The 25,334-nt window shown below is 37.9% G+C and carries 29 protein-coding genes and 2 pseudogenes; 24 read left to right on the forward strand and 7 right to left on the reverse strand.

The genetic code is table 11. From position 1 onward, the window contains the following. The first annotated feature begins 212 nt into the window (after window positions 1-212). The 5 genes from ACLKL2_RS13880 to ACLKL2_RS13900 all read left to right on the forward strand — a co-directional run bounded on the left by ACLKL2_RS13880 (window position 213) and on the right by ACLKL2_RS13900 (window position 3,962). The gene (locus tag ACLKL2_RS13880) at window positions 213-863 is read left to right on the forward strand and encodes a DUF1826 domain-containing protein (protein ID WP_413692167.1); all 651 of its coding nucleotides are present in this window, start codon (window positions 213-215) and stop codon (window positions 861-863) included. A gap of 5 nt (window positions 864-868) precedes the next feature. After that, on the forward strand, window positions 869-1,321 hold the full coding sequence (locus tag ACLKL2_RS13885) for a Fur family transcriptional regulator (RefSeq protein WP_413692168.1): 453 nt from the start codon (window positions 869-871) through the stop codon (window positions 1,319-1,321). 102 nt (window positions 1,322-1,423) lie between these two features. Further along, window positions 1,424-1,852 carry a dihydroorotase gene (locus ACLKL2_RS13890; protein WP_413692169.1) on the forward strand — a complete coding sequence of 143 codons (429 nt, stop codon included), beginning with the start codon at window positions 1,424-1,426 and terminating at the stop codon, window positions 1,850-1,852. 16 nt (window positions 1,853-1,868) lie between these two features. Beyond that, complete coding sequence (locus tag ACLKL2_RS13895; RefSeq protein ID WP_413692170.1) at window positions 1,869-2,762, forward strand: amidohydrolase family protein; 894 nt, start codon at window positions 1,869-1,871, stop codon at window positions 2,760-2,762. A 120-nt stretch (window positions 2,763-2,882) separates the two neighbouring features. After that, window positions 2,883-3,962, forward strand: a complete 1,080-nt coding sequence (locus tag ACLKL2_RS13900; protein WP_413692171.1) for a CobW family GTP-binding protein — start codon at window positions 2,883-2,885, stop codon at window positions 3,960-3,962. A gap of 109 nt (window positions 3,963-4,071) precedes the next feature. Here ACLKL2_RS13900 and ACLKL2_RS13905 read toward each other — a convergent pair whose 3' ends face one another. From ACLKL2_RS13905 to ACLKL2_RS13915, 3 genes are read right to left on the reverse strand one after another with little or no spacing between them, the layout of a single operon-like run. After that, window positions 4,072-4,638: a PqiC family protein gene (locus ACLKL2_RS13905; protein WP_413692172.1), complete on the reverse strand. Its 567-nt coding sequence runs from the start codon at window positions 4,636-4,638 to the stop codon at window positions 4,072-4,074. Further along, on the reverse strand, window positions 4,638-6,284 hold the full coding sequence (pqiB, locus tag ACLKL2_RS13910) for an intermembrane transport protein PqiB (RefSeq protein ID WP_413692173.1): 1,647 nt from the start codon (window positions 6,282-6,284) through the stop codon (window positions 4,638-4,640). The genes ACLKL2_RS13905 and pqiB overlap by 1 nt, the downstream gene beginning before the upstream one ends. Before the next feature lie 14 nt (window positions 6,285-6,298). Beyond that, window positions 6,299-7,627, reverse strand: coding sequence for a PqiA/YebS family transporter subunit (locus ACLKL2_RS13915; RefSeq protein ID WP_413692174.1), 1,329 nt, complete (start codon window positions 7,625-7,627; stop codon window positions 6,299-6,301). Between the two features lie 470 nt (window positions 7,628-8,097). On the opposite strand from ACLKL2_RS13915, the gene ACLKL2_RS13920 reads away from it, so the two are divergent. From ACLKL2_RS13920 to ACLKL2_RS14010, 19 genes and pseudogenes are all read left to right on the forward strand, one after another. Beyond that, window positions 8,098-9,969 carry a methyl-accepting chemotaxis protein gene (locus tag ACLKL2_RS13920; RefSeq protein ID WP_413692175.1) on the forward strand — a complete coding sequence of 624 codons (1,872 nt, stop codon included), beginning with the start codon at window positions 8,098-8,100 and terminating at the stop codon, window positions 9,967-9,969. Window positions 9,970-10,172: 203 nt separating this feature from the next. Next, window positions 10,173-10,967: a helix-turn-helix transcriptional regulator gene (locus ACLKL2_RS13925; RefSeq protein ID WP_413692177.1), complete on the forward strand. Its 795-nt coding sequence runs from the start codon at window positions 10,173-10,175 to the stop codon at window positions 10,965-10,967. A gap of 98 nt (window positions 10,968-11,065) precedes the next feature. After that, window positions 11,066-13,210, forward strand: coding sequence for an allantoate amidohydrolase (locus tag ACLKL2_RS13930; protein ID WP_413692178.1), 2,145 nt, complete (start codon window positions 11,066-11,068; stop codon window positions 13,208-13,210). Between the two features lie 55 nt (window positions 13,211-13,265). Continuing rightward, window positions 13,266-14,111: a sugar phosphate isomerase/epimerase family protein gene (locus ACLKL2_RS13935; RefSeq protein ID WP_113818495.1), complete on the forward strand. Its 846-nt coding sequence runs from the start codon at window positions 13,266-13,268 to the stop codon at window positions 14,109-14,111. A 37-nt stretch (window positions 14,112-14,148) separates the two neighbouring features. Then, entirely contained in the window at window positions 14,149-14,991 is an 843-nt protein-coding gene (locus tag ACLKL2_RS13940) for an isopenicillin N synthase family dioxygenase (RefSeq protein ID WP_413692180.1), read from the forward strand. Beyond that, window positions 14,975-15,196 carry a hypothetical protein gene (locus tag ACLKL2_RS13945; RefSeq protein ID WP_413692181.1) on the forward strand — a complete coding sequence of 74 codons (222 nt, stop codon included), beginning with the start codon at window positions 14,975-14,977 and terminating at the stop codon, window positions 15,194-15,196. The genes ACLKL2_RS13940 and ACLKL2_RS13945 overlap by 17 nt, the downstream gene beginning before the upstream one ends. Before the next feature lie 46 nt (window positions 15,197-15,242). Further along, window positions 15,243-16,043 (forward strand): transporter substrate-binding domain-containing protein, encoded by an 801-nt coding sequence (locus ACLKL2_RS13950; protein ID WP_413692182.1) that lies wholly within the window; start codon window positions 15,243-15,245, stop codon window positions 16,041-16,043. 89 nt (window positions 16,044-16,132) lie between these two features. After that, the gene (locus tag ACLKL2_RS13955) at window positions 16,133-16,444 is read left to right on the forward strand and encodes an ABC transporter permease subunit (protein ID WP_413692184.1); all 312 of its coding nucleotides are present in this window, start codon (window positions 16,133-16,135) and stop codon (window positions 16,442-16,444) included. Between the two features lie 10 nt (window positions 16,445-16,454). After that, a pseudogene (locus ACLKL2_RS13960) lies at window positions 16,455-16,733 on the forward strand (ABC transporter permease subunit); the annotation flags it as partial. 165 nt (window positions 16,734-16,898) lie between these two features. Beyond that, window positions 16,899-17,659: pseudogene (locus ACLKL2_RS13965) on the forward strand (amino acid ABC transporter ATP-binding protein). Further along, window positions 17,659-17,793: a hypothetical protein gene (locus tag ACLKL2_RS13970; protein ID WP_413692185.1), complete on the forward strand. Its 135-nt coding sequence runs from the start codon at window positions 17,659-17,661 to the stop codon at window positions 17,791-17,793. The pseudogene ACLKL2_RS13965 and the gene ACLKL2_RS13970 overlap by 1 nt, the downstream one beginning before the upstream one ends. 17 nt (window positions 17,794-17,810) lie before the next feature. Next, complete coding sequence (locus tag ACLKL2_RS13975; protein ID WP_413692186.1) at window positions 17,811-18,389, forward strand: class II aldolase/adducin family protein; 579 nt, start codon at window positions 17,811-17,813, stop codon at window positions 18,387-18,389. A gap of 2 nt (window positions 18,390-18,391) precedes the next feature. Beyond that, the gene (locus ACLKL2_RS13980; RefSeq protein ID WP_413692187.1) at window positions 18,392-19,273 is read left to right on the forward strand and encodes an NAD(P)-dependent oxidoreductase; all 882 of its coding nucleotides are present in this window, start codon (window positions 18,392-18,394) and stop codon (window positions 19,271-19,273) included. Between the two features lie 726 nt (window positions 19,274-19,999). Continuing rightward, window positions 20,000-20,158 (forward strand): hypothetical protein, encoded by a 159-nt coding sequence (locus ACLKL2_RS13985; RefSeq protein WP_413692188.1) that lies wholly within the window; start codon window positions 20,000-20,002, stop codon window positions 20,156-20,158. An 8-nt stretch (window positions 20,159-20,166) separates the two neighbouring features. Further along, entirely contained in the window at window positions 20,167-20,364 is a 198-nt protein-coding gene (locus ACLKL2_RS13990) for a response regulator (RefSeq protein WP_413692190.1), read from the forward strand. Beyond that, entirely contained in the window at window positions 20,361-20,990 is a 630-nt protein-coding gene (locus ACLKL2_RS13995; protein WP_413692191.1) for a hypothetical protein, read from the forward strand. Before ACLKL2_RS13990 ends, ACLKL2_RS13995 begins: the two co-directional genes overlap by 4 nt. A gap of 5 nt (window positions 20,991-20,995) precedes the next feature. Continuing rightward, window positions 20,996-21,283, forward strand: a complete 288-nt coding sequence (locus ACLKL2_RS14000) for a PAS domain-containing protein (RefSeq protein ID WP_413692192.1) — start codon at window positions 20,996-20,998, stop codon at window positions 21,281-21,283. Next, complete coding sequence (locus ACLKL2_RS14005) at window positions 21,229-21,762, forward strand: GGDEF domain-containing protein (RefSeq protein WP_413692193.1); 534 nt, start codon at window positions 21,229-21,231, stop codon at window positions 21,760-21,762. The genes ACLKL2_RS14000 and ACLKL2_RS14005 overlap by 55 nt, the downstream gene beginning before the upstream one ends. Then, window positions 21,759-21,935, forward strand: a complete 177-nt coding sequence (locus tag ACLKL2_RS14010; protein WP_413694327.1) for a GGDEF domain-containing protein — start codon at window positions 21,759-21,761, stop codon at window positions 21,933-21,935. The genes ACLKL2_RS14005 and ACLKL2_RS14010 overlap by 4 nt, the downstream gene beginning before the upstream one ends. A 79-nt stretch (window positions 21,936-22,014) precedes the next feature. Here ACLKL2_RS14010 and ACLKL2_RS14015 read toward each other — a convergent pair whose 3' ends face one another. The 4 genes from ACLKL2_RS14015 to ACLKL2_RS14030 form a co-directional block, all read right to left on the reverse strand. After that, a complete protein-coding gene (locus ACLKL2_RS14015) occupies window positions 22,015-23,331 on the reverse strand; it encodes a diguanylate cyclase (RefSeq protein WP_413692194.1) in 1,317 nt (438 codons plus the stop codon). Then, a complete protein-coding gene (locus tag ACLKL2_RS14020) occupies window positions 23,331-23,777 on the reverse strand; it encodes an ABC transporter substrate-binding protein (protein WP_413694328.1) in 447 nt (148 codons plus the stop codon). Before ACLKL2_RS14020 ends, ACLKL2_RS14015 begins: the two co-directional genes overlap by 1 nt. Beyond that, window positions 23,681-24,346, reverse strand: a complete 666-nt coding sequence (locus tag ACLKL2_RS14025; RefSeq protein ID WP_413692196.1) for an ABC transporter substrate binding protein — start codon at window positions 24,344-24,346, stop codon at window positions 23,681-23,683. The genes ACLKL2_RS14020 and ACLKL2_RS14025 overlap by 97 nt, the downstream gene beginning before the upstream one ends. Before the next feature lie 260 nt (window positions 24,347-24,606). Next, entirely contained in the window at window positions 24,607-25,191 is a 585-nt protein-coding gene (locus ACLKL2_RS14030) for a YqaA family protein (protein ID WP_413692197.1), read from the reverse strand. Window positions 25,192-25,334 lie beyond the last annotated feature (143 nt).

Genomic DNA, 25,334 nt, shown 5'->3' on the forward strand with positions numbered 1-25,334 from the left:
CTATAATTTTTCTTAAAAGTAAATCTAATACTTCGCACTTATTTCTTTTCAATATCTTTAAGCAGTAAGCCTTTCATATTATTTAATAAATAAAATATATCTACCTGTAGCAATTATCCTTTTATAAATGTTATGTTATAACATATTAATATTGGTTTGAATATTATTAATAAACAGTATTTAAGCTGGGTAAATAAAGTGAAGGATAATCTATGAGTCTTAATACAGTTGTTAAAAATGATGATGTTGTTGAGTCTGTATTACCATTACCAATCGGTAACCAATCAAGTGTATTAACTGATATCTATCAACCAGAAAACAATATCGCGATATGGCAACGCACATTACCAATAGAGATGACAACTTCTATCCAAGAGATGTTACAAAATAGTAAGCCCTTAGCGCTTGTTAAATACGTGACACCTGATGACGTTGCAGAATGGATTAGAGGAAAGCTGGACGGATATGCTTGTGCAAATGCGTTAAGTGAAGATATTGCTTTGATAGTTGATATGTTTTGTTGCCTATTTGATTGTGAAGAAGCGGGTTTACGACTTACCACATTAGATAAACCTATGTGTCCGAAATTTCATGTTGATCAAATCCCATGTCGTCTTGTGACCACTTATGTAGGGACTGCAACGGAGTGGTTAGATAACCAAGATGTTAATCGAGGTGAGCAAGGCGCTTCAGCCTTGGGGCAAATTAGTAGTGATGCGCAGATCCAGCAAATATCAGCTGGAGATGTTGCATTATTGAAGGGCAGTGGTTGGAAGGACAATGAAAACACTGGACTTGTGCATCGCTCACCTGCAGTCAATTTAAATGAACCACGTTTATTACTAACCTTGGATATAGTGTAGTGCGCTTGAGTGACCTTGATACCGTTCTCGATTACGTAGAGCAAAGCTGCCTAGCTCGGGGGAAAAAGTTAACACCTAAACGTAAGTTGGTGTTGCAAACCTTGCTTCATGCTAATCAAGCACTCTCAGCATATGAACTATTGGATTATTGCCAGCAACATTTTGAGCAACATATTCCAGTCATGACAATCTATCGTATTTTGGATTTTCTAGAATGCGAGCACTTTGTTCATAAGTTAAAAGTGTCTAACCAATATATAGTCTGCTCACATATTCTCAGTGAAAATGAGCATGGCGTAGCGCAATTTTTTATCTGTACTAAATGTAACAAAATCAATGAAAAAATTATTGATCCCTTGATGATGCAAGGACTTCAGTCAAACGCCCAACAAGAAGGGTTTACTGTTATTGATCCACAAATTGAAATTAATGGAGTGTGTGATAAATGCATCAAATAAGCTTTATCACATACTACTTTAGACTTTTTTATATTTCCAACCTGCCATGTACTCGCGTTTATTTTCCTATCATTATCCTCTGTAAAAGGAACCCTAAAAACCATGTCTGCAACCCTTATTAAAAACGCTCAAATCGTCAATGAAGGCCATATTACTAATACGGATCTACGTATTGTAGATCAGCGTATCCAACGTATCGCAAACAACATAGTGGCGCAGCCAGGTGATCACGTGATTGATGCTGAAGGTGCTTATTTGTTACCGGGGATGATTGATGACCAAGTGCATTTTCGCGAACCAGGTTTAACCAATAAAGGTACAATTGCTAGTGAATCTCGTGCTGCTGTGGCGGGAGGCATTACCAGTTATATGGAGATGCCTAATGTGAACCCTGCGACCACTTCGATTACAGCATTAGAGCGTAAGTTCGATATCGCAGCGCAAGGTTCATTAGCAAACTATTCATTTTACCTAGGGGCAACTGAAGATAACTTGGAGCAAATTAAGTTATTAGATCCAAGTAAACATTAGTGGAGTGAAGGTCTTTATGGGGGCTTCAACGGGTAATCTATTAGTGGAAGATCCATTGGCATTAGAAGCTATTTTCCGTGATGCACCGGTATTGATTGTGACACATTGCGAGAGCGGGGCTGTCATCAAAGAAAATCAACAAGCATTACTAAAAAAGAAAACACAATTCAGCATAGACGATCACCCTGTATTACGTGATGAACAAGCTTGTTTTGCTTCCTCTTCTTATGCTGTGTCATTAGCAAAAAAGTATAAGAGTCAATTGCATGTTTTGCACATTACCACTGCCAAAGAGCTTGCATTATTTGCAGCAGGCCCGATTGAAAATAAATCTATTACGGCTGAAGCGTGTGTGCATCACCTGTGGTTCAGTGAGAAAGATTATGCCGTACTGGGTAATCAAATTAAATGTAATCCAGCGATTAAGTCTGAACAGGATCGTAATAGTTTGTTGGGTGCATTAAAAACAGGTCAAATCGATATTATTGCCACGGACCATGCACCCCATACATGGGAAGAGAAGCAAATTCCCTATGAACAAGCGCCTGCTGGCCTACCTTTAGTTCAACATGCTTTATTGAGCTTATTTGACCAAGTGCACATGGGAAAAATGACCTTACCTGAGGTTGTTGAAAAGACTGCACATAACCCTGCTATTCGTTATCGTATTGAAGGACGTGGTTATATTCGAGAAGGCTACTATGCTGATCTAGTTTTGGTTGATAGCAAAGCGGGCACAATGGTGAGTAATGAAAATAGTTTATATCACTGTGCTTGGTCGCCTTTCGCAGGGCACCGTTTTTCTGCTCAAATTAAAAATACCTGGGTAAATGGTCGTTTAATGTATGCTGACCAGCAAGTGATCGAGGATGCCTCTGCTGCAATGCGTTTAGTGTTTTCAGCTAAGTAAAATGGGTATAGGCTACTAATAAAGTAAAGGTGAATTAATATGTTAAGGGAAATTCGATGAGCCAGAGCCGCGTGCTATTAACACAGTATAGTGTCGTCAAACATAGTAGGAGTATCCAACATGCGTTCCGATAACCCGCCAATTTTAGGTGTTCCTACTAATATTATTACAGGGTTTCTTGGTGTAGGTAAAACTTCTGCGATTTTAAACCTCATTAAAAGTAAACCTAAAAATGAACGTTGGGCGATTTTAGTGAATGAGTTCGGCGAGGTTGGAGTTGATGGGTGTTTGGTGCAAAGTCAACAGGATCAATCACAACAGGTGTTTATTCGAGAAGTGCCTGGTGGTTGTATGTGTTGTGCTGCTGGTTTACCGATGCAAGTAGCACTTAATCAATTATTACTAAAAGCAAAACCAGATCGTTTATTGATTGAGCCTACTGGGCTTGGCCACCCTAAAGAGGTGTTACAGGTATTATCAACAGACCATTATCGAGATGTATTATTGTTGCAAAACAATATTACCTTAGTAGATGCTCGCCACTTGGTGGATCCACGTTATACCAACCATGAGACATTCAATCAACAGATTGCAATCGCCGATATTGTGGTCGGTAACAAACAAGATCTTTATCAAGCAAAAGAGGCAGAAACTTTAAAAAATTACGTGGCGGGCATAGCTGGTTCAAAGACCCAAGTCATATTTACTGAACAGGGGGCGATTTCGTTGGATCTACTAGACAATCCGAAACACCTAGAGCAATCTATGTATGACCATCATGACCATCATGACCATCATGACCATCATGACCATCATGACCATCATGACCATCATGACCATCATGACCATCATGACCATCCTACTGATATGAAGCCTCTCGTATCAGAAATGCCTATGCCAGACTGCGGCGTGCTCAAAGCAGTTAATACTGGTGAAGGGTTTTGTAGTGTCGGCTGGCGATTTTCGGCATTTAAGATCTTTTTGCGTGAAAAGCTACTTTTATTATGTTCGACATTACCAATAGAACGTATGAAAGCAGTATTAATAACAGATCAAGGGGTGTTTGGTTACAATTTAACGTCTGATGGGTTAACGGAAACGGCATTACTCGAGTGTGCGGAAAGCCGAATTGAAATCATTGCTGAAAAGATTGATGAGTCAATTGAAACACAATTATTGAGTTGTATTAAGCAAGATTGATGGATTACAAAGTCGACAACAGCATTTGTGGTTGTAAACGCTATTGTCGATTAATGCTGATTTTTCAAAGAGCTATTGATCGCGTTAATCTTGTTTACTTCCTCTCTATTTATAATGGCTTCACTTGTTCAGCAATGATACGGCTGAGGTCATCTAATCCTTGTGCTAAAGCAATAACTAATTCCTCGTAGCCGGTTTCTTTAAGTGGTTTATTTATTTGAAAGTAATCGCTTTTAATGGGCTGGCCTTGTGCGTCAATCAGTAACCATTCGCCACTTAATTCAGCGTCACCTGTGAATGCGCCATTAAACTTAGTGAAATGGATTTGCAACTTAGGTTGGTTAGTTAACTGCATCGAGGTATTGCGCTCTACTGGCCAGTAGGTACTTTGATTCGTACGTAAGTTAGCCACCATTCGTTGATTAATTTGTTCGGATAGTTGATGTGCCCAACTATTATGTTTGGCTAACACAACCTTAGTATCCGATACTCTATACACTAGGCTCGCTTGGTCTAGGTAGGTATCTAAGTTAGTGCTTACTAGTAGCATGGGCAAGCTATTGTTTGCTATTGCAGCTGTTGTATTTTCAGGTAATAAAAATAGTGAGTCTTGCTGCACTTCATTATTACTGCACCCTGTGATAAATATAACCAATATTAATAACCACTTTTTCATTAGTTTATTCTCTTCGTTGGAATGGGGTCGTCGATTTGGTCTTCACCAAAAATGAGCGAGTTTGGTTTGTCGTTAATTTGTTTTAACACCGGCTGTAACTCCTGCATGACTTTTTCAACTTTGTCGAGCGTTTGCTGTAAGTCGTTATAAATGGCTGAATTAGGGCTAAAACCTGCTAGTGTTTGTTGCAGCTGTTGTAAGCTAGTCTGGACATCTGCAGGTATCGCTTGCACCTCTTTTTGTGAGATGATCTCATTGAGTTTATCAAAGGTGTTGTTAGCAGATGTTAAGGTCTGATTTAAAGAGTCCATGGTTTTAGTCATTGATCCTGCTACCTCATTTAAAGGAATATCATTAAACTTATCCATGAATGAGGATATTTGTTGCTGAATCATCGCCAGTCCTCCTTTTTTGGTGGGGAAAACGTCGTATTCACCTACTTTAGTGATCTTGAAATCAGGATTTGGCGTGTCGAACTCTGTATCAATGAAGAGGGCTCCTGTTAATAAATTACCGCTTTTTAACTGTCCTTTGAGGCCATTTTTAAAGTGCTTTTCAATTGTTTCTTGAAAAGTGCTGAGGGAAAGATTGCGGTCTGCACTAAATAATCTACCTAGATCAATTTTAATTAAGACCTGGATCTTCACCGATGAGGTATCACCTTGAGGTACCATCATGTCATAGGGTGCTTGTAATACCGTACCAATGCGTATACCGCGATACTCTACAGGCGCGCCAACCGTTAAGCCTCGAATTGTTTCATCGAATTCCATAATGAATTTAACATATTGCTTATACAGTCCATTTTGTACTTGTTCATAATTATCAAATAGCGGCAGTTTCACTACGTCGCTAGCAAAGGGAGTACCGACTCTTTCGCCTGCAGGAATACCAAAAGTAACTCCGCCAGAAAGTAGGCTTTGTAATGAGTCAACCTGTACTTTAAGACCATCGGCTTTGAGTTGAACATCAACGCCTGAGGTGAGCCAAAATTGCGATCCAGAAAGTAAGAGGTCATCATAGGGTTCGAATATAAATAGCTGATATAAGGCTTTTTTAGCTTTTAAATCAAAAGAGGTTTTTTCTACGCGTCCCACGGTGAATCCTTGATAGGAAACGGGGTCACCAACGCTGAGTTTCCCTGCACTATTATGGCTTAAAATAACGCGTTTTCCTTTGCTGCCTAATGGGGCAACAGGAGGAAGATCTAATGCTTCAAATGTGAGCTTTTTGGTTTTAGAGTCACCGGGTTGTATTTGAATATAGGCGCCAGATAAAATAGTGTCCAGACCAGAAATTCCTTCGCTACCTACGCGTGGTTTAACTACCCAAAATTGGGTTTTGTCATTAAGCATCCTTTCACTGTCTTTGCTCATTTGGGCTTTTATTTCTATATGATCATAGTTTTCACTCAGTGTTACAGCAGTGACCATACCGACTTTCACATTTAAAGATCTTATTTCAGTTTTGCCGACTTTAATCCCTTCGGCCGTAGGCATGATGATGGTGATCTCTGTTCCTTTGTTATTTACATATTGAAATAACATCCATGCACCAATAAACAATGTCAATATTGGAATGATCCAGATTGCAGATATCTTTTTCTGTTCTTTTATTGTGGCTTGTACTGGAGTTTCATCACTCATTATTGGTATCTCTTTTAATCATTTATAGGTTGCGAGTATGGTTTGGTTAACTCTGTTTTCTGTGTACTTTGCTCTGCCGATTGACGCCATAACATACGAGAATCAAACTTCATGGCTGAAAGCATGGTAAATATAACGACAGCAGCAAAGGAAAGCGCGGCAGGTCCTGGGTAAATTGCCATTAATTTTTGTAATTGAACCAGTGCCACTAATATCGCTACGACAAAAATATCGATCATTGACCAGCGTCCGATAAACTCGGTAATGCGGTATATTGTTAGTTTTTTAGCCGCTTCACTCTCAGGTAGCTTATTGAGCTTTTTGGCACTAATAAATAGCCACGCTAATGCAAATATTTTGATCAATGGAATAAACACACTAGCAATAAAGATGATCGCAGCCACTGGGTAAGAGCCTAATTGCCATAACAGGATCACACCTTCCATAATGGTTGATGGAGTACTGGAGCCTAAGCTTACTGTGTACATCATAGGGTAAAGGTTCGCTGGAAAATAAAATACAATCGCTGTTAATAACAGCGCCCATACTTTTTGTAAATTAGCATCCATATCAAAATGATGCAGTGGGCTACCACAACGTAAGCAAGTCTGTTGTGCTGTTTGATTATCTGGATTTATTTGATGGCAAGTATGGCAACTTAAATGTGTCTGTGAAAGATGCGTATCACCTTCGTAATTGTGTTGAAGGGATTTGGCAGGAATAAGTTGCTCCCAGAGCCAAATTTTATCAACCAGCGACACACATTTAACCACTAAAACCGCATAGACACAGAAAGTAAAAAATGAATAGCCAAGACTGATCTCTGCCAAAGACGCTATTTTCACCAAGCTAACCAGCACCCCAAGTAGGAACACATCCACCATTAACCAAGGCTCTATTATAAATAGTATTTTACAGCAATGTGTTACATATCTTTTAGGTCGTCCTTTGTTACTTACCGCCTTGTAATATAGGTACAGCATTAAGCTAATGTAGATAAAAGGAAGTACCAAAACTGTCGCGAATAATAACAACCCTAATAATGTATTTTGATATTCACCTAGCATTTGCGCAGCTTGCAACAAATTAATTTCTTGGGTTAGCCCTTGTACTGAAAATGACATAAATGGGAAAGAGATACTTAATATTAACATCATCAAACAAGCCGATGCATAAGCTGTGGCTGTTTGGTAAGGCTTTGCTATTTTTTTAGTAAGCAGATGCTCACATCTAGGACAGTGTGCTTTTTGGTTATCCTGAAGTGCTGGAATGGCGACGGCTAAGCCACACTCTTCACAGGATATCGTTAAATTAGGACTGCTTAATATGGTTTCTGTAGTCACGTTGTTGACGAGTTCACTTTTATTAAGATATGAGACAATACTGATGTAATGGTGTTTGTGTATTGTGTGAAGCGTTCTTTTTTGATGATAACAGATGTTTTTTTACATCTATGACCAGGTAAGCGTAATACAAAATGCAGAAAAGTTATTTATAGTTACCAAACTACCGGTAAATATTTTAGCTAAATAAATCGAATTAACGTAGGAGTGAAGATAAAAAGCCAATAATAAAACATTTTGTTGGCGTTATAAGCCTATATTGTTGTTAATTCTTAAAAATAATAAAGATTCCTACTTGTTAACAACAAAAACTCTCCTATATTAAATTGAATAAAATCATTACTTAGTTCACAAATTTTACAATGAATGTAATATCAGCGTTATTGAAATTAATCACATCGGTGTACTAGTTTGATTAATATTTTACTTAAAACAGTTTTACTACATCACTTTTACTATTAGGACCCATAATGGCTATTTCGATCGGATTTAAACAACGCATAATATTAGCAGCTACTCTTTTATTAGGCGTCTCTTTATTAGTCTCAAATTGGGTGTCATATAGTACAACCCGTACAGAAAGCGTTGCAGAAGTTGATAGGAATTCTGCAGCTGTTTTAAAAATGGTTAAGGAAGATATTAATGCTTGGTTGCAGAGTAGTCAGAAGGTTATTACAAGTGCCAAAAGCTTATTAAATAGCGACGACACAGCAAAAAAAGTAGAAATAGCTAAATTATTAGTTTCTTCAACTCCTTTAGATGCGGTTAACTTTGCTGATCAAACTGGTTTTACTGTTGGTAACTCTGGTGTTATTGATAATTATGATGCGACTCAAGAGGAGTGGTATCAAGATGCTAAAGCTGCAAATAAGCTAATCATCACAGACATTTATTTTGATAAAGGTATTTCTGATAAATACATGTTCAGCTTTTTAGATGTTGGTAACAATGGAGTCATTGGTGGTGATATCTTTTTAGAAGCAGTTGATCACTTCATTAACGATGTTGACTTTAAAGGTGCTGAGATCAGTATTTATGATGCTAATGGAGGTTTGATTAGTACGTCAGGAAATGGTGAGTACGGAGACCGAATAAGCGATAAAAACTTAGAGCAACAAGTGTTAAGAAATGATCAAGGTAAATTCTTTTATCAAAAAAATGGCCATCAACAACAAGCTGTTTATGATGACTTAACCTTACTCGGTGGTAAGAAATGGCATATCGTCATGGATATTAATGAGTCAATTGTTTACCAATTTCTAGATGAGCAACTTATCTCTGCAATTATTACAGCGGCAATTTTAATAATAGTGACCATTATTTTATTAGTATTGACGTTAGCTAAAATCTATACCCCTATTATTTCGTTAAAAGAAAGAATCGGTAGTTTGGCTCAAGGCGAAGGTGACCTGACACAACGTTTAGAAGTGAAAGGCAATGATGACCTTGCGCAAATTGCACGAGATGTGAATTCGTTTATTAGTCAGTTACAAACGATGCTGATTGATGTGTTAACTTCATCTGCAGATATTTCAGAAGAAATTAAGCACCTTAAGCAAGCTTCTTTGGCTAATACTCAATCACTTAAAATGCATTCTGATGAAACAAATCAAGTAGTGGCTGCGATTACAGAAATGAGTGCGTCGGCTAATGCCGTTGCTGATAATGCAAGACAAACGGCGCTAAGCACACAACAAACCAGTGATGAAGCGTTAGTATCGAAAGAACTGGTTCATACTTCTTCAGAAAGTGTAAGAATGTTAGTGACAGAAGTCGATGTTGCTTCAGAACGTATTAATACGATGAATGAAAATACACAAGAAATAGTCTCGGTATTAAGTGTTATTGGTGCTATTGCTGATCAAACTAACTTGTTAGCGTTAAACGCAGCGATTGAAGCTGCTCGAGCTGGTGAGCAAGGTCGAGGGTTTGCTGTTGTTGCTGATGAAGTCAGATCGTTGGCTGCCAGAACACAGACTAGCACTGCTGAAATTAATGAAATCTTGTTAAAACTGACTAGTGATGCGGTACTATCGGTTAAAGCAATGGAAACGACTAAAGAGAGTTGTCAAAGTACTACTGATAACACCATCCGTGTTGGTAGCGGATTAGATGCAATGGTCGGTTCGATAATCGAAGTTAATGAATTAAGCTCGCAAATTGCAACTGCCGCCTCTGAGCAAAGTACGGTGGCTGATGAAATCAGTCGTAATATGTCGTCAATTCAACACATGGTGAATGATTTAACAGAGAATGGTCAATTAACCAGTAATAGCACAGAGAACTTAGTAACAGCAAACCAACAGCTAGATGCATTAGTCAGCCGTTTTAAATTAAATTAAATTAAACGAGCGAGTATGAGCCCTTTTATAGCTTTTATGAAAGGGATTTTAGTTGCGTAAGCGTCATGTTGTTTATTAACAATAGTCTCTTCTTTTCGCAGTTGATCGCGAAACAATCTCCTTTAGCTCCATTTATTATTATACTCTCTACATTCCCTTAGCAATTTGCTAACTTATGAATAAATGGATTGATGAGAGTATTTATGCATAAAGACCAACTCACTTTTAATAATATGATCACTTATGGTATTGCTGATTTAATATTATCTATTGGCGATGCTGCTTTTTTTGACAAATTAACGTATTTGTTAAAGTCCGCGGCGAGCTTCGATGATTATGTGATTTTAATTTACCATCCAACGGAATCTCCAACGGTATTGAACTCCTCTTTTGCTATTGATGAAATGGCCGTTTGGGAGCGTTACCTTGCAGGGGCCTATTTATTGAGTCCATTTTACAATTATGGGGTTAATCAAGGTAAAGAAGGGTTTGTCACATTAGATGAAATTGTACCCGATGATTTTTATCAAAGTGCTTATTATGAAGATTATTTTCGTCAGTCTAAATTAGTTGATGAGACCTGCTTTTCCGTGCAGGGGGCTAACAATAATGTGTACTTGTTATCGTTAGGGAGAACAAAAACCTTATCTAAATTCAGTGAGCGCATGTTAGTAAGATTAAGGGAGTTATATCCTATTTTTAGTTCAGCAGTAAAAATGCATGATAAAACACAACACCTGCCAGAGCGACAATCTCATCTAAAAATAAAAGAGTATATCGCTGAATTTGGCATGGATGTGTTAACTCCTAGGGAGCATGAAGTTACGCTACTGTTGATTCGTGGTTACTCCACTAAGGAAGCCGCTCGTTTACTTAGTATCTCCTCTGAAACAGAACGTGTACACCGTAAAAATATTTATACTAAGCTACAAGTCAATTCTCAGCATGAGTTACTCGCCAAGATTTTTGACGACATTGTAAACCTTACTCCAAACTAATTTTTGCTTTAACTATGTCTATACCGCAATTGGGTAATAGTACTTAATAGATGCTACCTCTATGATAATTTTAACGATTATCTAGGTAGCAGAGAGTGATGACAGACATACAAATAAAACCGCAACGATTACTTTCATTTATTGCTGAAATGGCAAATATTGGTGGTACTGCTAATGGAGGCTGTAATCGCCAAGCGCTGACTGAAGAAGACCGCATTGGCCGTTCATTATTCTTAAAGTGGTGCAATGCAATTGGTGGTGTTGCTCGGCTTGATAGCATGGGTAATATCTTTGTACATTTTAAAGGAACTGATACCACTAAATTACCTGTATTAATGGGGTCGCATTTAGATACCCAACCCTCTGGTGGTAAATTTGATGGTGTGTATGGTGTGCTTGCCGCATTAGAGGTGATGTCTTCGTTACATGATCAAAACATAACTTTGGTTCATCCTGTCGAAATTGTAGTATGGAGTAATGAAGAAGGATCTCGGTTTAGTCCTGCCATGTCTGGATCTGGGGTGTTTGCTGGTAAGTTATCACAATCAACTCTCTATCAATCTGTGGATGATCAAGGGATTAGTTATCATCAAGCTCTACTCGCAACAGACCAACTTGGTGAGCTTCCCTGCCAAGCTTTCCCTTTTGCTGCCGCATTAGAGTTACATATTGAGCAAGGACCTATTTTAGAAGCAGAGCAGAAGAGTATTGGTATCGTCACCGGTGTACAGGGAATGAATTGGTATCAAATTACACTTTCAGGTGAAACCACACATGCCGGGCCAACGCCAATGTCGATGCGTAAAGATCCGGTTCAAGGATTGAATACCGTTTTACCCGCTATCTATGCAAAAGTTGCTGAATATGGCGAACAGGCGAGGATCACTATCGGCAAAATAACAACCATTCCCGCTTCACCAAATACGGTACCTGAGCATGTTATTTTCACATTAGACTTAAGACACCCAACACAATCTATCTTAGATAAGATGTCTGATGAAGTGTTGACGTTATGTCAACAAGTCCCTCCTATTTTAAGCGCCAAGGTCGATGTGCTATGGCAATCACCTGCAGTTGAATTTGATCCACGTTGTATTGAAGTGGTGCGCCATTCGGCTAAAAAACTCAATATGAATGCGATGCTGATAGTGTCTGGTGCTGGTCACGATTCAGTGTATTTATCTACTGTTGGGTCTACTGGAATGATTTTTGTGCCATGTAAAGATGGCATTTCTCATAACGAAAAAGAGCATGTTGAACCTGAACATTTAATTGCTGGTGGCAATGTTCTATTGCATAGCTTGATGCAATTAGCACAAGAAAAAGGAATAGTAAAAATGGATAACTTATTAAGCCGCCGTCAAATCAATGGTGGAACAACCCCTTTAACTGATTGGGGTATTGCTTCTGAAACAGGACGCTTAAAAGAGGTATTAGTGGGGCCTATTGACCATTTTGAATGGCGCTCAGGCAACTCTACATCACGACGCCATATGGATGCCGGTGAGCGTTATGATTTGAACGTTGCAAAAGCACAATACAACGAAATGCTTGATGTTTACCGTGAAACAGGAGTTAACGTACATTTTTTAAATGCGAAGTCGGAGCAACCTTATTCTATTTACGCACGAGACTCATCAGTGATGACGCCATGGGGGCCTATTATTAGCCAAATGTATAGTCCTTGGAGACAAAGCGAGTGGTTAACCGTTTTGGAGTTTTATACAAAACAGAATATTCCTATTTTTGATGTGGTCACCGCGGGTAATTTTGAAGGTGGTGATTTTATGCTGATTGAGCCGGGCGTTGTGCTTTGCGGCTATTCTGGCGAGCGAACTAACCAAGCAGGTATGAATCAAGTAAAAGGTTGGTTTGAAAAAGAGGGATGGGAATTTCAAGGAATTAAATTTGACTCTCATTTCTTACATATGGATGTGCAATGTGTAATGGTGGCAGAGAAGTTAGCTGCTGTGTGTACTGCGGTCGCGCCAGATAATTTATTGAAGTGGTTAAAAAGTAAAAACATCGACATCATCGATATTCCTTATAAAGAAGCCATGGAACTAGGTTGTAATATCGTGTCGTTAGGCGATGAAAGAGTATTAATTCCATCGGATAGCCTGACCTTAAGAGACCAATGTAATGCGAGAGGATTAACAGTATTTGACCCTGATATATCGATGATTACAAAAGGTGGTGGCGGTGTACATTGTATGTGCCAAGCACTTAAAAGAGATGAATAATAAATCGCTGTATTGATGCACTATAAAATAAATGAGCAGTAAAGGTAATAAAGCAATGGAATTAGCATTATATCGAACATTATGGGGTGTTAAAGAGCCTATTACAGCATTAGCTGATAAGCTAAATGCCGCTGGTTTTGAAGGCGTAGAAGGCAGGATCCCTACCGATCCTGATGCAAGACAAATATTTAAACAGGCTTTAAAAACAACGGGTTTAGACTACATTGCGATTATTTTTACCGGTGGTGACGTTATTCCTGATCAAAGTATGACGGTGGATGACCACTTAAATGTGCTCGCTGAACAGCTTGTTTACGCTAAAGAATTAAATGCACAATTTGTTAATGTATTAGCCGGCAATGACCGTTGGTCGATGACAACGCAAGTGACATTTTTTACAAAAGCAGTCGCTATTTCAAAAAAATTAGGGGTGACATGTAGTTTTGAAACTCACCGAGGCACATCACTTTATAGCCCGTGGGTGACTCTGGAATTAATGGAAAAAGTGCCTGAGATGTTATTTACAATGGATATTAGCCATTGGATTTTAGTGGCTGAACGTCTATTAGACCGACCTGAAGATGACCTATCAGTGTTCTTGAAGCGTGTGTTTCATATCCAAGCGAGGATCGGTTATGACCAAGGCGCACAAGTGCCGCATCCTGCTGCACCTGAGTATCAAGCCTCGTTGGCCTTTCATCAACATTTATGGGAACAGGTGTGGGCAAATCATCAATCAGAAGGGCGTAAAATCACTACTATGACAACAGAGTTTGGCCCAGATGGTTATTTACATCACCTCCCTTTTACCAATGTGCCCGTTGCTGATTTATGGTCATTAAACGATTGGATGGCACAAGAAGAAAGAGCGCATTTTTCACGATTTAAACAAGCGTTATAAGTTAAACGTAACCAATTGATAGATTTAAAGGATTAACATGAACAATCAAAAAAATACCTTTACTAGTATTCCTGTTGTAGATGTCTCCGGATTATTTAGTGATGATAAGCAGCAACGTGAAACAGTTGCACAAAAAATGGGTAAAGCAGCCGCGGACGTTGGCTTTTTATACATCACTGGTCACGGTATTCCTAAACAGAAAATAGCTAACTTGCGCCTCGCGGCAAAACGCTTTTTTAGCCAGCCATTGGATACCAAAATGCAACACTACATTGGTGATTCTAAAACTCATAAAGGTTTTGTGCCTGAAGGTGAGGAAATTTATGGAACGGGTAAGCCAGATAATAAAGAAGCTTACGATGTGGGGTTTCCTGCCCCTAAAGATAATCCATATGTATTAAATAACACCCCCTTAATCGGTGAAAATGAATGGCCTGCGTTAGCTGAATTTCGAGAGCCTATTTTAGATTATTACAATACGCTTTTTGCATTAGGTAGAAAATTGTTTTCTGGGTTTGCATTGGCACTGGGCTTAGAGGAAACCTATTTTGATAGCATGGTGACATGTCCCCCTGCTAAATTGCGTTTAATTCATTATCCATTCGATGAAAAGGTGGTTGATCGCCTAGGGATTGGTGCGCATACCGACTACGAATGTTTCACTATGTTATTAGCTGATCAACCTGGTTTAGAAGTTTTAAATGATGATGACGTGTGGGTCGATGCTCCGCCGGTTACATTAGGTGATGAGGAAGCGTTTGTGATTAACATCGGTGACATGCTAGAAGTATTAACCGCTGGGAAGTTTGTTGCGACCTCTCACCGCGTTAGAAAAAGTTGCCCACGAGCGTTATTCATTTCCATTGTTTTTTGCTTGTGATTACGACACATTGGTTAAACCATTACCCCAATTTGACGATGGACAAAGTGAGTATAAAGAATTAAGTATTGGTGAGCATATGTATAGTCAAGCATTACAAACTTATCGTTACTTACGAGAAAAAGTCGCAAAAGGTGAGTTGTCATTGCCAGAGCGAGCAACAGGTGTCGCCACCTTTGGGCATTTAAAGAAACAGAAAGGATAACAAGAGAATACCTAACTTAAACGAATTTTTAACAAGGAGCATACTTATGGAAAAGGCAAAAAAATTACTCACAACAACACTCATTGCAGCAGCAATTGGTACAAGTTCAACCAGTGTTATGGCTGCATCAACACTCTCAGAAGGTAAGTTAACGGTTGGCATGGAGATCACTTATCCACCATTTGAGTCCTATGAAGGTGATAAAGTTGTCGGGTTTGATCCTGAACTAACGGCACTATTAACCAATAAAATGGGAGTTGGTTATGAGTTTAGTGATAATAAATTCACAGGATTGATTTTGGGTCTAGGGGCGAATAAATTTGATGCAGTGATCTCGGGTATGTATATCATTCCAGATCGCCTGAAAAAAGCCGACGCAATTCCCTATGCGAAAACGGGCGCTTCCATTATGGTGCCTAAAAACAGTGATATTCAACCTAAAACCGGTGAAGATTTATGTGGTGTTAAAGTAGGCCTGCAACAAGGAACGACCTGGGTTAAGACTCTAAATGATTTATCCACTTCATATTGCGTGGAAAATGGTCTTAAACCTATCATAGTTCAAGAGTTTCCAACGGCACCTGAAGTGACACAAGCGATGATGTCAGGGAATGTACAGGCTCAACTTGAAATTGCTGGTGCCGCAACCATGTTTGTAGAGCGTACTAAAGGGCGTGTTCAAATTAGTTCAGATACGCTTGTTTTCCCTCAAACATTGGGCATCTACATCAAAAAAGGCAATGAGCAGTTAAAAGTGGAATTAGAAAAAGCGATGGCTGAAATTAAAGCCGACGGCTCTTATCAGCAGTTAATTACAAAATATGAATTATCGCCAGTGAGTGAATAATATGAGATAGCTATGGCGAAGGCCATAGCTACTTAATCTGTTTTATATGCCATATTGGCTAGAAGTTAGTTACTTCTAGAGGAGTTGTTATGAGTTTAGATTGGCAGTATTTCTTTTCACTGTTTACCTTATCTGCTTTCTATGAAGCTTGTGTTGTAGTGATTTTGTTGAGTGTGTTAGCGTGGACAATTGGTGCTGTCTTAGGCTTTGTTGTCGCTTGTGCTAAGTTATCTGATAAAAAATGGTTATCAATACCAACCTCTGTGTTTGTTTGGTTTTTCCGTAGTGTGCCTTTATTAGTGGTACTCGTGTTTGTTTATAATATGCCGCAGTTATTCCCTTCTACCGGCGCTTACCTTGGCGTGCCTTTTTTGCGGGTTAGTCAGCTTGGTTGTTACTGAAGCTGCTTATATGGCGGAGATACACCGTAGTGGTTTATTATCTGTTGCTAAAGGGCAAAAAGAAGCTGGGCATGCGTTGAGCATCGGTTTCTTTGGTATTCAACGTATTATTATTATTCCGCAAGCCGTTCGAGTCTCTATGCCTGCGATGATCAATGAGTTTGTGACTATCATTAAATTAAGCTCGTTAGTTTCTGCGATCTCTTTGTCGGAAATTTTACAAGTTGGCCAACGACTTTATTCTCAAAACTTCTTAGTATTAGAAACCTTATTAGCAGTAGCGGTTTATTACGTAGCGATTGTCACTATATTTAGCTCTATTTTGCATTGGGCTGAAAAGAAAATGGATATTCCTTCACGCTCACCAGAAGCTTTGTCAGAGGAACAGTGTGCGCTGTTGAGAGAGCAAGCAAAAGCGATTGAGAATACGGCGATTGATCCGACTCAAAAAGGGATGCCTAATGCATTATCTTTACGTCAAATTAAAAAATCATACGGGCAGCATGAGGTACTTAAAGGAATTAACCTCAATGTAAAACCTGGCGAGGTATTAAGTATTATTGGGCCTTCAGGTTCAGGCAAAACAACGCTAATTAGAACGATTAATGACCTAGAGAAGATCGATAATGGCGAAATAGTCTTGTTTGGTGAAGATTTTATTAAACCTAAGCAAGAAAGTATTAAACGTGATGTTTACCAAGGAATTAAACGTATTGGAATGGTATTTCAATCATTTAATTTATTCCCGCATAAAACTGTATTGCAGAATATTATGATAGCCCCCATTATCACGATAAAAATAGCACGATAAAAGAGACAAAAGCACAAGCTTTGTTTTTATTAGACCGTGTTGGTTTATTAGCACATGCTCATAAATATCCTCATCAACTTTCTGGTGGTCAACAGCAGCGTGTCGCCATTGCTCGTGCTTTAGCGATGTCGCCTGATATTATGTTATTTGATGAGCCAACTTCAGCTTTAGACCCAGAAATGGTAGGCGAAGTATTAAAAGTAATTCAAGATTTAGCCAAAGAGGGGATGACAATGATCATCGTGACACATGAAATGGAGTTTGCTTTGTCGGTATCAGATCGTGTCATTATGATGGAGGAGGGCTTAGTGCAAGTCGATGCAAGTCCTAATGACATTATTAACAATCCTAATCAGAGTGCGAGCTTTGAACGTATTAAAGCATTTATGGGGAAAACGGCCTAATGGACGCAAAAGAACAAAAATTACGCCTAGATTTAGCCGCTGCTTATCGTTTAGCAGCGATGTTTGGTTGGGAAGATACGTTATACACACACTTTTCGGTGCGCTTACCAGGGAAGGCGAGCCTCGATTTTTAATTAATCCATTTGGATTGATGTTTGATGAGGTCACCGCGAGTAATTTAATTGTGGTGAATGCTCAGGGTGAGATTATTAGTGGAGATGCAAAATATAACCCTGCAGGGTTTACCATTCACAGTGCCGTGCACAACGCACGCGATGATGCTCACTGCGTTATTCACACGCATACTTTAGCGGGAATGGCGGTCGCGGCTTGTGAGAAAGGGTTACTGAATCTTAATCAAATCAGTGCTGAGTTTCATCAACAAGTGGGGTATCACGAATACGAAGGTGTGGCGTTTAACTTAGATGAAAGAGAGCGCATTCAAGCTTCACTGGGTAACAACATGGCACTTATTTTAAAAAATCATGGATTATTGAGTGTCGGTGAAACAGTGGCAGATGCTTTTCAAATTATGTTTTATTTAAATAAAGCGTGTGAAATTCAATTAGCAGCAGGTCAAATGTCGGGCTTATCTTCTATTGATATTATTCCAGATAAGTTAGCAAGTTATGTCTCAGGGCAGTTTAAAAAAGTAGCTCATGAACGACAGATCGTATGGGATGCATGGTTAAGGAAGCTTGACCGTATCGATCCATCTTATAAGGAGTAATCATGAAGCCTATTGTATTAAGCATGATTGATAATGAAGCCTTAACAGAGGAATTACTTCTTTGTGCAAAGGAACACCATCCTGAAGTTGAATGGGTATTACCTGATAACCCTTTAGCAAGGCAAGCAAAAATAGCGGCCTGTTGGTATCCACCAAGTACTATTTTAAAGGATTACCCTGAATTAACCTGCCTGTATTCAGTGGGAGCAGGAGTAGATAATTTAGGTGATTTGCTGGATTCTGGTGTTGAAATTTCGCGCATTGTTGATGATGGGCAAAAGCTAGGTATGTTTGAATATGTGCTGTGGGGCGTTTTATATTATCAACGAGATATGGATAAATACCATCAAGATAACCAGTTAAAACAATGGAACCCATTGCCGCAACGTTCGATGCAAAATATTAAAGTAGGTATTTTGGGCTTAGGTGAGTTGGGGGGATATGTTGGAGAAAAATTAGCTGCAATGGGCTACCAAGTTTCTGGTTGGTCGCGAACAAAAAAGCATATTGAAGGGGTTATTAGCTATTCTGGTCAAGATGCGCTGCCAGAGTTATTGGAGGACCTAGATATATTGGTTAATTTATTACCGTTAAATCCAGAAACAAAGGGGATGTTGAATCTTGCTCTTCTTTCAAAATTACCCAGTAAAGCAGCTTTGATTCATTGTGGACGCGGTGACCATTTAGTGGAAGGTGACTTAGAGGAGCTGCTTAATAGCAACCGTCTCCGCGGTGCGATACTAGATGTTTTTTCTACCGAGCCATTACCAAAGGAAAGCAATCTAATGGCAATGGATAAAGTATTTGTTACGCCTCATATCGCTTCTAGTGCAAGCAATGAAAGCATTGTTTCTCAAGTCTCAAAGGCTGCATTACAGGCTTAATATGCTGTACCAACCATACTAATAGATGGGGTAACTGCCTGTTACCCTTCACCATATGAATCATTTAAGCCACTTAACTTATTTATATTATTTATTAAATTTATCTTCCAAGCTGCCGATACCATTAAAAGGTGTACTAATATTAGGTATAAATAATTTAAAGACCTAATTTTAAATCATGTTCCATTTCTGTTAACTAGAATTGAAATATATTCTTTTCTAACACTATCTGCTGGTTACAAGTTTTATAGTAATGTTATCAATAAACTATTATCTGATGATTTAACGGAAAATTTAACAAAGCCAAGCAATTAAATTAAATCTTAAAGTGTAGCGAATTAACCAACAGTTAAATCAATTTAAAGTGTAGGCATTTATTGTTATGGCTACTTTTTTAATCTCCGAATTATCGGAGGCTGATAGTAACCAATACTTGTAATGACTAAGGCTTGCTATGATAGTAACCAATACTTGTAATGACTAAGGCTTGCTATGATAGTAACCAATACTTGTAATGACTAAGGCTTGCTATGAATGTTAACACTGGTTTAAGTCTACTTTTAAAAATCAATTATTTAATTATTAAATGCTTAATTTTTATTTTTAATAAAATGGCACTAACTTTAATGAGTGAAGGTAGCCTTAAGTTATCTAACAGTGAGGCATCATTTTCTGTTTTAATAAGGTATTATTTTATGATTAACTCTGTATTGGTAAGGACATAAAATGAGCATTTCCGTTTTAATCTGCGACGATTCTAACATTGCTAGAAAACAGTTAAAAAAAGCGCTTCCTGAACAATGGAAAGAAAGTGCCCTATTAGTCAATAATGGAGAAGAAGCACTTGAAGCATTGCAAATGGGTAATTTTGACCTACTTTTTTAGATTTAACAATGCCAGTTATGGATGGTTTTCAAGTATTAGCTGCAATTAAAGAGCAAGGGATACAAGTAAAAACGATTGTGGTCTCTGCTGACTTACAAATTGAAGCTAGAAACAAGGTCGCCGCTGATGGTGCGATTGATTTTATTAGAAAACCCGTATCAGCAAGTGCATTGTTAGACGTATTAAATACACATGGATTATTATGAGTGAGAGCCTAGATTTCAACGAAGATCAACGCGACTATTTACAAGAGATTTGTAATATTGGAATGGGGCAAGCTGGTGAGTCACTGTCAATGTTATTTGAACAGTATGTTACCTTGTCCGTACCGGCCATTGAAATTATTAATGCACATGAGTTAACGCCTGTGCTGCGTCGTTTAATTCCTGCGGAAACGATCTCTGTTGTTAGCCAAGGCTTTTATACTCATATTACTAACCCTAAATTTTGTGGTGAGTCACTCACTGTTTTTAGTGACACTAGTTTTGATAACCTTGCTCAGCTTCTTGAGTTTGATGAAGAGATGACGCCCGAGTTTGAACAAGAGATCTTATTGGAAATATCCAATATTATTAATGGGGCTTGCTTGAGTGGGATTGCAGAACAGCTATCTGAGCGCTTCTTTAACACACCACCTTCTATTATTGGTCAATCTATTGCGGTAGATAACTTATTGGGTAATCACACGATCAAGTGGGCTCATGCATTATCGATAAAAATCGAATACAAGGTTGAGAAGTATTCATTTCAGTGTGACCTATTGCTATTGCTTCCTGATAGTTCCATTAAATATCTGCAAAGCATTTTAAACAAATTATTAGATGAGTTTTAAAGATCATGACAACCCAGTTTGCCTATACTCATAATATTATTGATTGCCTTGATACTGGTGTCTTTGTGGTGGATAAGCACTTTACAGTGCAGTTATGGAACAAATTCATGGAAGTTCATAGTGATTTCACTGAAAGTGAAATTATTGGTAAAAACTTTTTGAATGTTTCTCTGAGTTACCTAAAAAATGGTTTGAGAGGAAAATACATAGCGTCTTTATGCTTAATCATGAATCGTATATGTCATGGGAGCAGCGCCCTTATTTATTGCAGTTTTCACATGGCAGGTCTGTGACGGGGCAATTAGATTTTATGTACCAAAACTGCAATTTTGCACCTATTTGTGATCAGAATAATGAAGTTCAGTATGTGTGCGTTACTATTAAAGATATGACGGATATTGCTATTTCTACAATGCAATTAAAGGAAGCATGTGCTGAATTAGAGCGGGTGAGTAGTATTGATGGACTAACTCAGCTTTATAACCGTTCACACTGGGAAAAAGCATTTACCAATGAAGTAGAGAGAATTGAACGATATGGTGGTGAAGTCTCTTTAATTATTTTTGATATGGACTACTTTAAAAAAATTAATGATCAAAATGGGCATTTGTTTGGAGACCAAGTTTTAAGAGAGGTGGCTCAACGTTGTAAAGAGGTACTGCGTTCTGCTGATGTAATAGGGCGCTATGGTGGAGAAGAGTTTGTGGTTTTTTTACCGGAAACGAATGTCCAAGAAGCGGCTTTAGTAGCTGAAAAGTTAAGAAAAAAATAGCTGACTTCCCTGTTTCTTATGAAGGCGTGACATTACCTGTTTCAATTAGTGCTGGTTTTACTGCAAGTAATACAGACAACCATGATTTTGAGAAGTTATTACATCAAGCTGATATTGCTTTATATCAAGCAAAGCAAGCAGGTAGAAATCAATGTATTGGTTATATTGATTAACTAATCTACTTTTCTTGTTGGGATGCCTTATCTCTTGGCTGTAAATATCGACAAGGAAATAAAGCCTACTTGATAGCCTTTAAATTTTGTGAGTACTAATCACATAGTCTAGACCTTGGGTTTTAGCTTCATACATGGCTTTATCTGCAAAAGATAATAAGCCTTCTGCATTGCAATCTATCTCTTTAGTCAGAAATGCAATCCCAATACTGACACCTAATGATAAACAATGCCCATTATAATAAATGGGTTTTTCCACGGCATATTTTATCTTTTCAGCCACTCTAACTAAAGAGTCTTGGCTAGCATAATCTTCAATAATAAATGTAAATTCATCTCCCCCAATTCGATAAGCACTATCGCGCTGACGGAGTGAATTAAGAATGCGTTCACCAATGGTTTTTAATGCGTGATCACCTGCGGCATGACCAAAGTTATCATTGATGTATTTAAAGCGATCTAAATCGGCCATTAAAATAGAAAAATGGTGCCCACTTTGTTTGGCTTGTGCGAAGCGTTTGCTGAGTAGCTCCTCTAATTTAAGGCGATTATAAAACCCAGTTAATTGATCTGTTCTAGCCAGTGTATATAAGCGTTTATTCACTTTATTTAGCGATCGGGTTCTAGACTCAACACGGTCTTCTAATTCATTGGTTAAATTTTGTAACTTTAAGTGAGACTCTGCTAATGATTTTCGACTATTAGATAAACGGTTCATCATGGCATTAAAGGAGATAGCCACTGTGCTCAGTTCATCTTTTCTTTTTAATAAATCCCATTGCGTACCTTGTTGAGAGTCTAGCTCTATATTTCTAATATGGTTGATTAATGAGCTAATAGGCTTTCCTAAATTATTACGTAAAAAATGGATCATTAAGATAACAGCAATGGAAATAATGATAGTGGCATAGGTGAGCATTTTTAGTAAAAAGTGAGTCAGTTTCGATTCAAGCAGAGGCTCATCTATTTCAGCAATGATGTAATGCAGATTATGAACTAAAGGAGGTAATGGTTTTTTGATTAGATACTGGTCATCTTGATCCATGATGTTATCTGTTAATGATGACTTAAGTGGTTGACTCACAGGAGGAGTTGATTCATAGATAACCTGACCGCTGGCATCAACTAAAGCAACATAGGTAATACCTTCAGTTTGCTCGACTAACTTTTGGCATAATATATCGTAACCAAAAAATTCATTAGGTAATAAACCTAGTGCTAATAAGCGTTCAGTTTTATACAGTAACTCTTGTACTGCAACATCGCCACGTTGTGAAAATAGTGTTTTATTGGTGTTATACACTTCCAGCGTAAAAATAAATAAAATCACTGATGCAGTTAGCGTGAGGCTCACTGTAAATAGTAATGTGATTTTATTGCTGATTGATGTGGACATTACTTATTCCACTGGTACTGTTTTTTGGTCTTAGTATTAAGTAATAGTTCCACATCTATAGGTATTCCCAACGCTTTTGCACGTGCTAGGCTGACCATTGGTTCGCCTTTTTCACTTGAGCTAATAGGAATATCGATCGGAGATACCCCATCAACTAATATCTTTCTAGCCATTTCTCCCGCAATATATCCTTGTTGATAAGCTGATATAGCAACTGCCACTAATGTGCCTAAATCCACTCGTGACTCCCAAAATGCAAAATCAGGGAGTTGGCTATTTTCTGCTGTCCATTTTAAAATATCTGTAAAATCAATATCCTTATTGTCTTGGTCTTTCATATTAAATACACCTAATAATGCAATAGCATCGACCTCAGTTTGTAACGAACTGATGACTTTTTTGTATTCGCTGAAAGTGTTAATAAGGTGCCATTGTGTGACTTCAATATCTGGATTTTTTCAAGTTTTTCTTTGATGCGGTTAACAACTCCAGTCCAGGTAGGATCAGAATCAATAACGACAGCAATGCGTTTTACATCTTTTTTGATAGAACGCAGTAAGTTGACTGTTGGTATAAAGTGTTCATATTCCATAACACCTGTGACATTGCTGGCATTAGAAAATTGGTAAAGGGAAGGCTCTTGGTTAACGGCACTAAATACAATAGGTAAATCCGTATTGACATAATCCTGAGCAAAGTATTTTTGTGCATTGTCATCGTTGCTATAAAGCAGGTCTGGGTGCCAATCAGTTATTATACTTTTTGCTATGGCGACTTTTTGTTGAATAAGCTCAAGTTCACTGGCGCGTTTTGTGTCTAACTCAACTATTTTATATTCTGCATTAGTTACTCCTAATCCATCTTTAAAGCCTTGCAATTGGTCTTTATTCCAATCCCATGACATGTGATAACTAGGTACATGTAAAATGCGTAATGGTTGATTATTGTCAGCAAATGCGGAAGTCATCAAACCGAAAAGAATTAAATAAAAAGTAAAAGCAAATCGAAAAAACATATCCATGTCCCTTATTAAACGATTATCAACGCGAGCAATTTATCTGTTGTATTTCCATATGGGTAATATTAATAAGTATAATTTCGAACAGTAAAAGGGGGAATGGCAAATTTTATTAATATTATACTGAAGTAAATAATACAGATTTATAAAATATTGTTAACTTAAATTATATTTAAATCATCTTACTAATTAAAAGTGAGTGCTTGATCTTGTATGTCGATTTAAAATTTCATTTTAGAAATGAAAGGGTCTGCCAATTACGCCCAAGTACTAATAGCCCAGATTAAAAGGATCAGTAATGTAATTAATATCATTGCTTTAGTTTTGTGTTGTTTAATTAGAGACTCTGCTTGATTACCTGCATAATAAACGATAACCGCTAATCCAAAGTAACGTATTGACCGAGCAATAGTTGCCGCGATTAAAAATAATATAAGCGAATATTTAGTGGCGCCAGCAGCGAGCATTGCTATTTGAAAGGGTACTGGAATGATGCCTAAGGTTATTACAAACCAAAATCCCTGCGCTTGCATTTTTTGTGTCACCATTTCAAACTGTTCTGGACTTGAAAAAGTATTAATCGCCCAGTCTCCAATCGCATCAAACAAATAATAACCTAATGTGTAACCAAATAGCGCTCCTACCAAACAACCTATTGTCGCCATTAACGCAATCACCCATAACTGCTTTCTTTTTGCTTGCATCAAAGGCACTAAAATAGCTTCTAATGGAATTGGCACAATTACTGACTCTAAAAATGACGCAATAGTAATGCCACTTAACATATGTTTTGAGTTAATAAAGTTCTGTGTTCTTTGTTTTAAATTCAGCTTGGTAGGCATAAAAGTCTCTTTATTATTTAAATTTTTTGGTCTTGTATACTTAACTAGAAATCAATTTTCATGCCATTGTTTAACTTGTTGTTAAATAGCAGTAAAAATTGATTTTATAGGGAAAAACTATGTAATTATTACAGAGTAAATGT

Source organism: Psychromonas sp. KJ10-2 (assembly GCF_047323255.1).
Classification (GTDB): Bacteria; Pseudomonadota; Gammaproteobacteria; order Enterobacterales; family Psychromonadaceae; genus Psychromonas.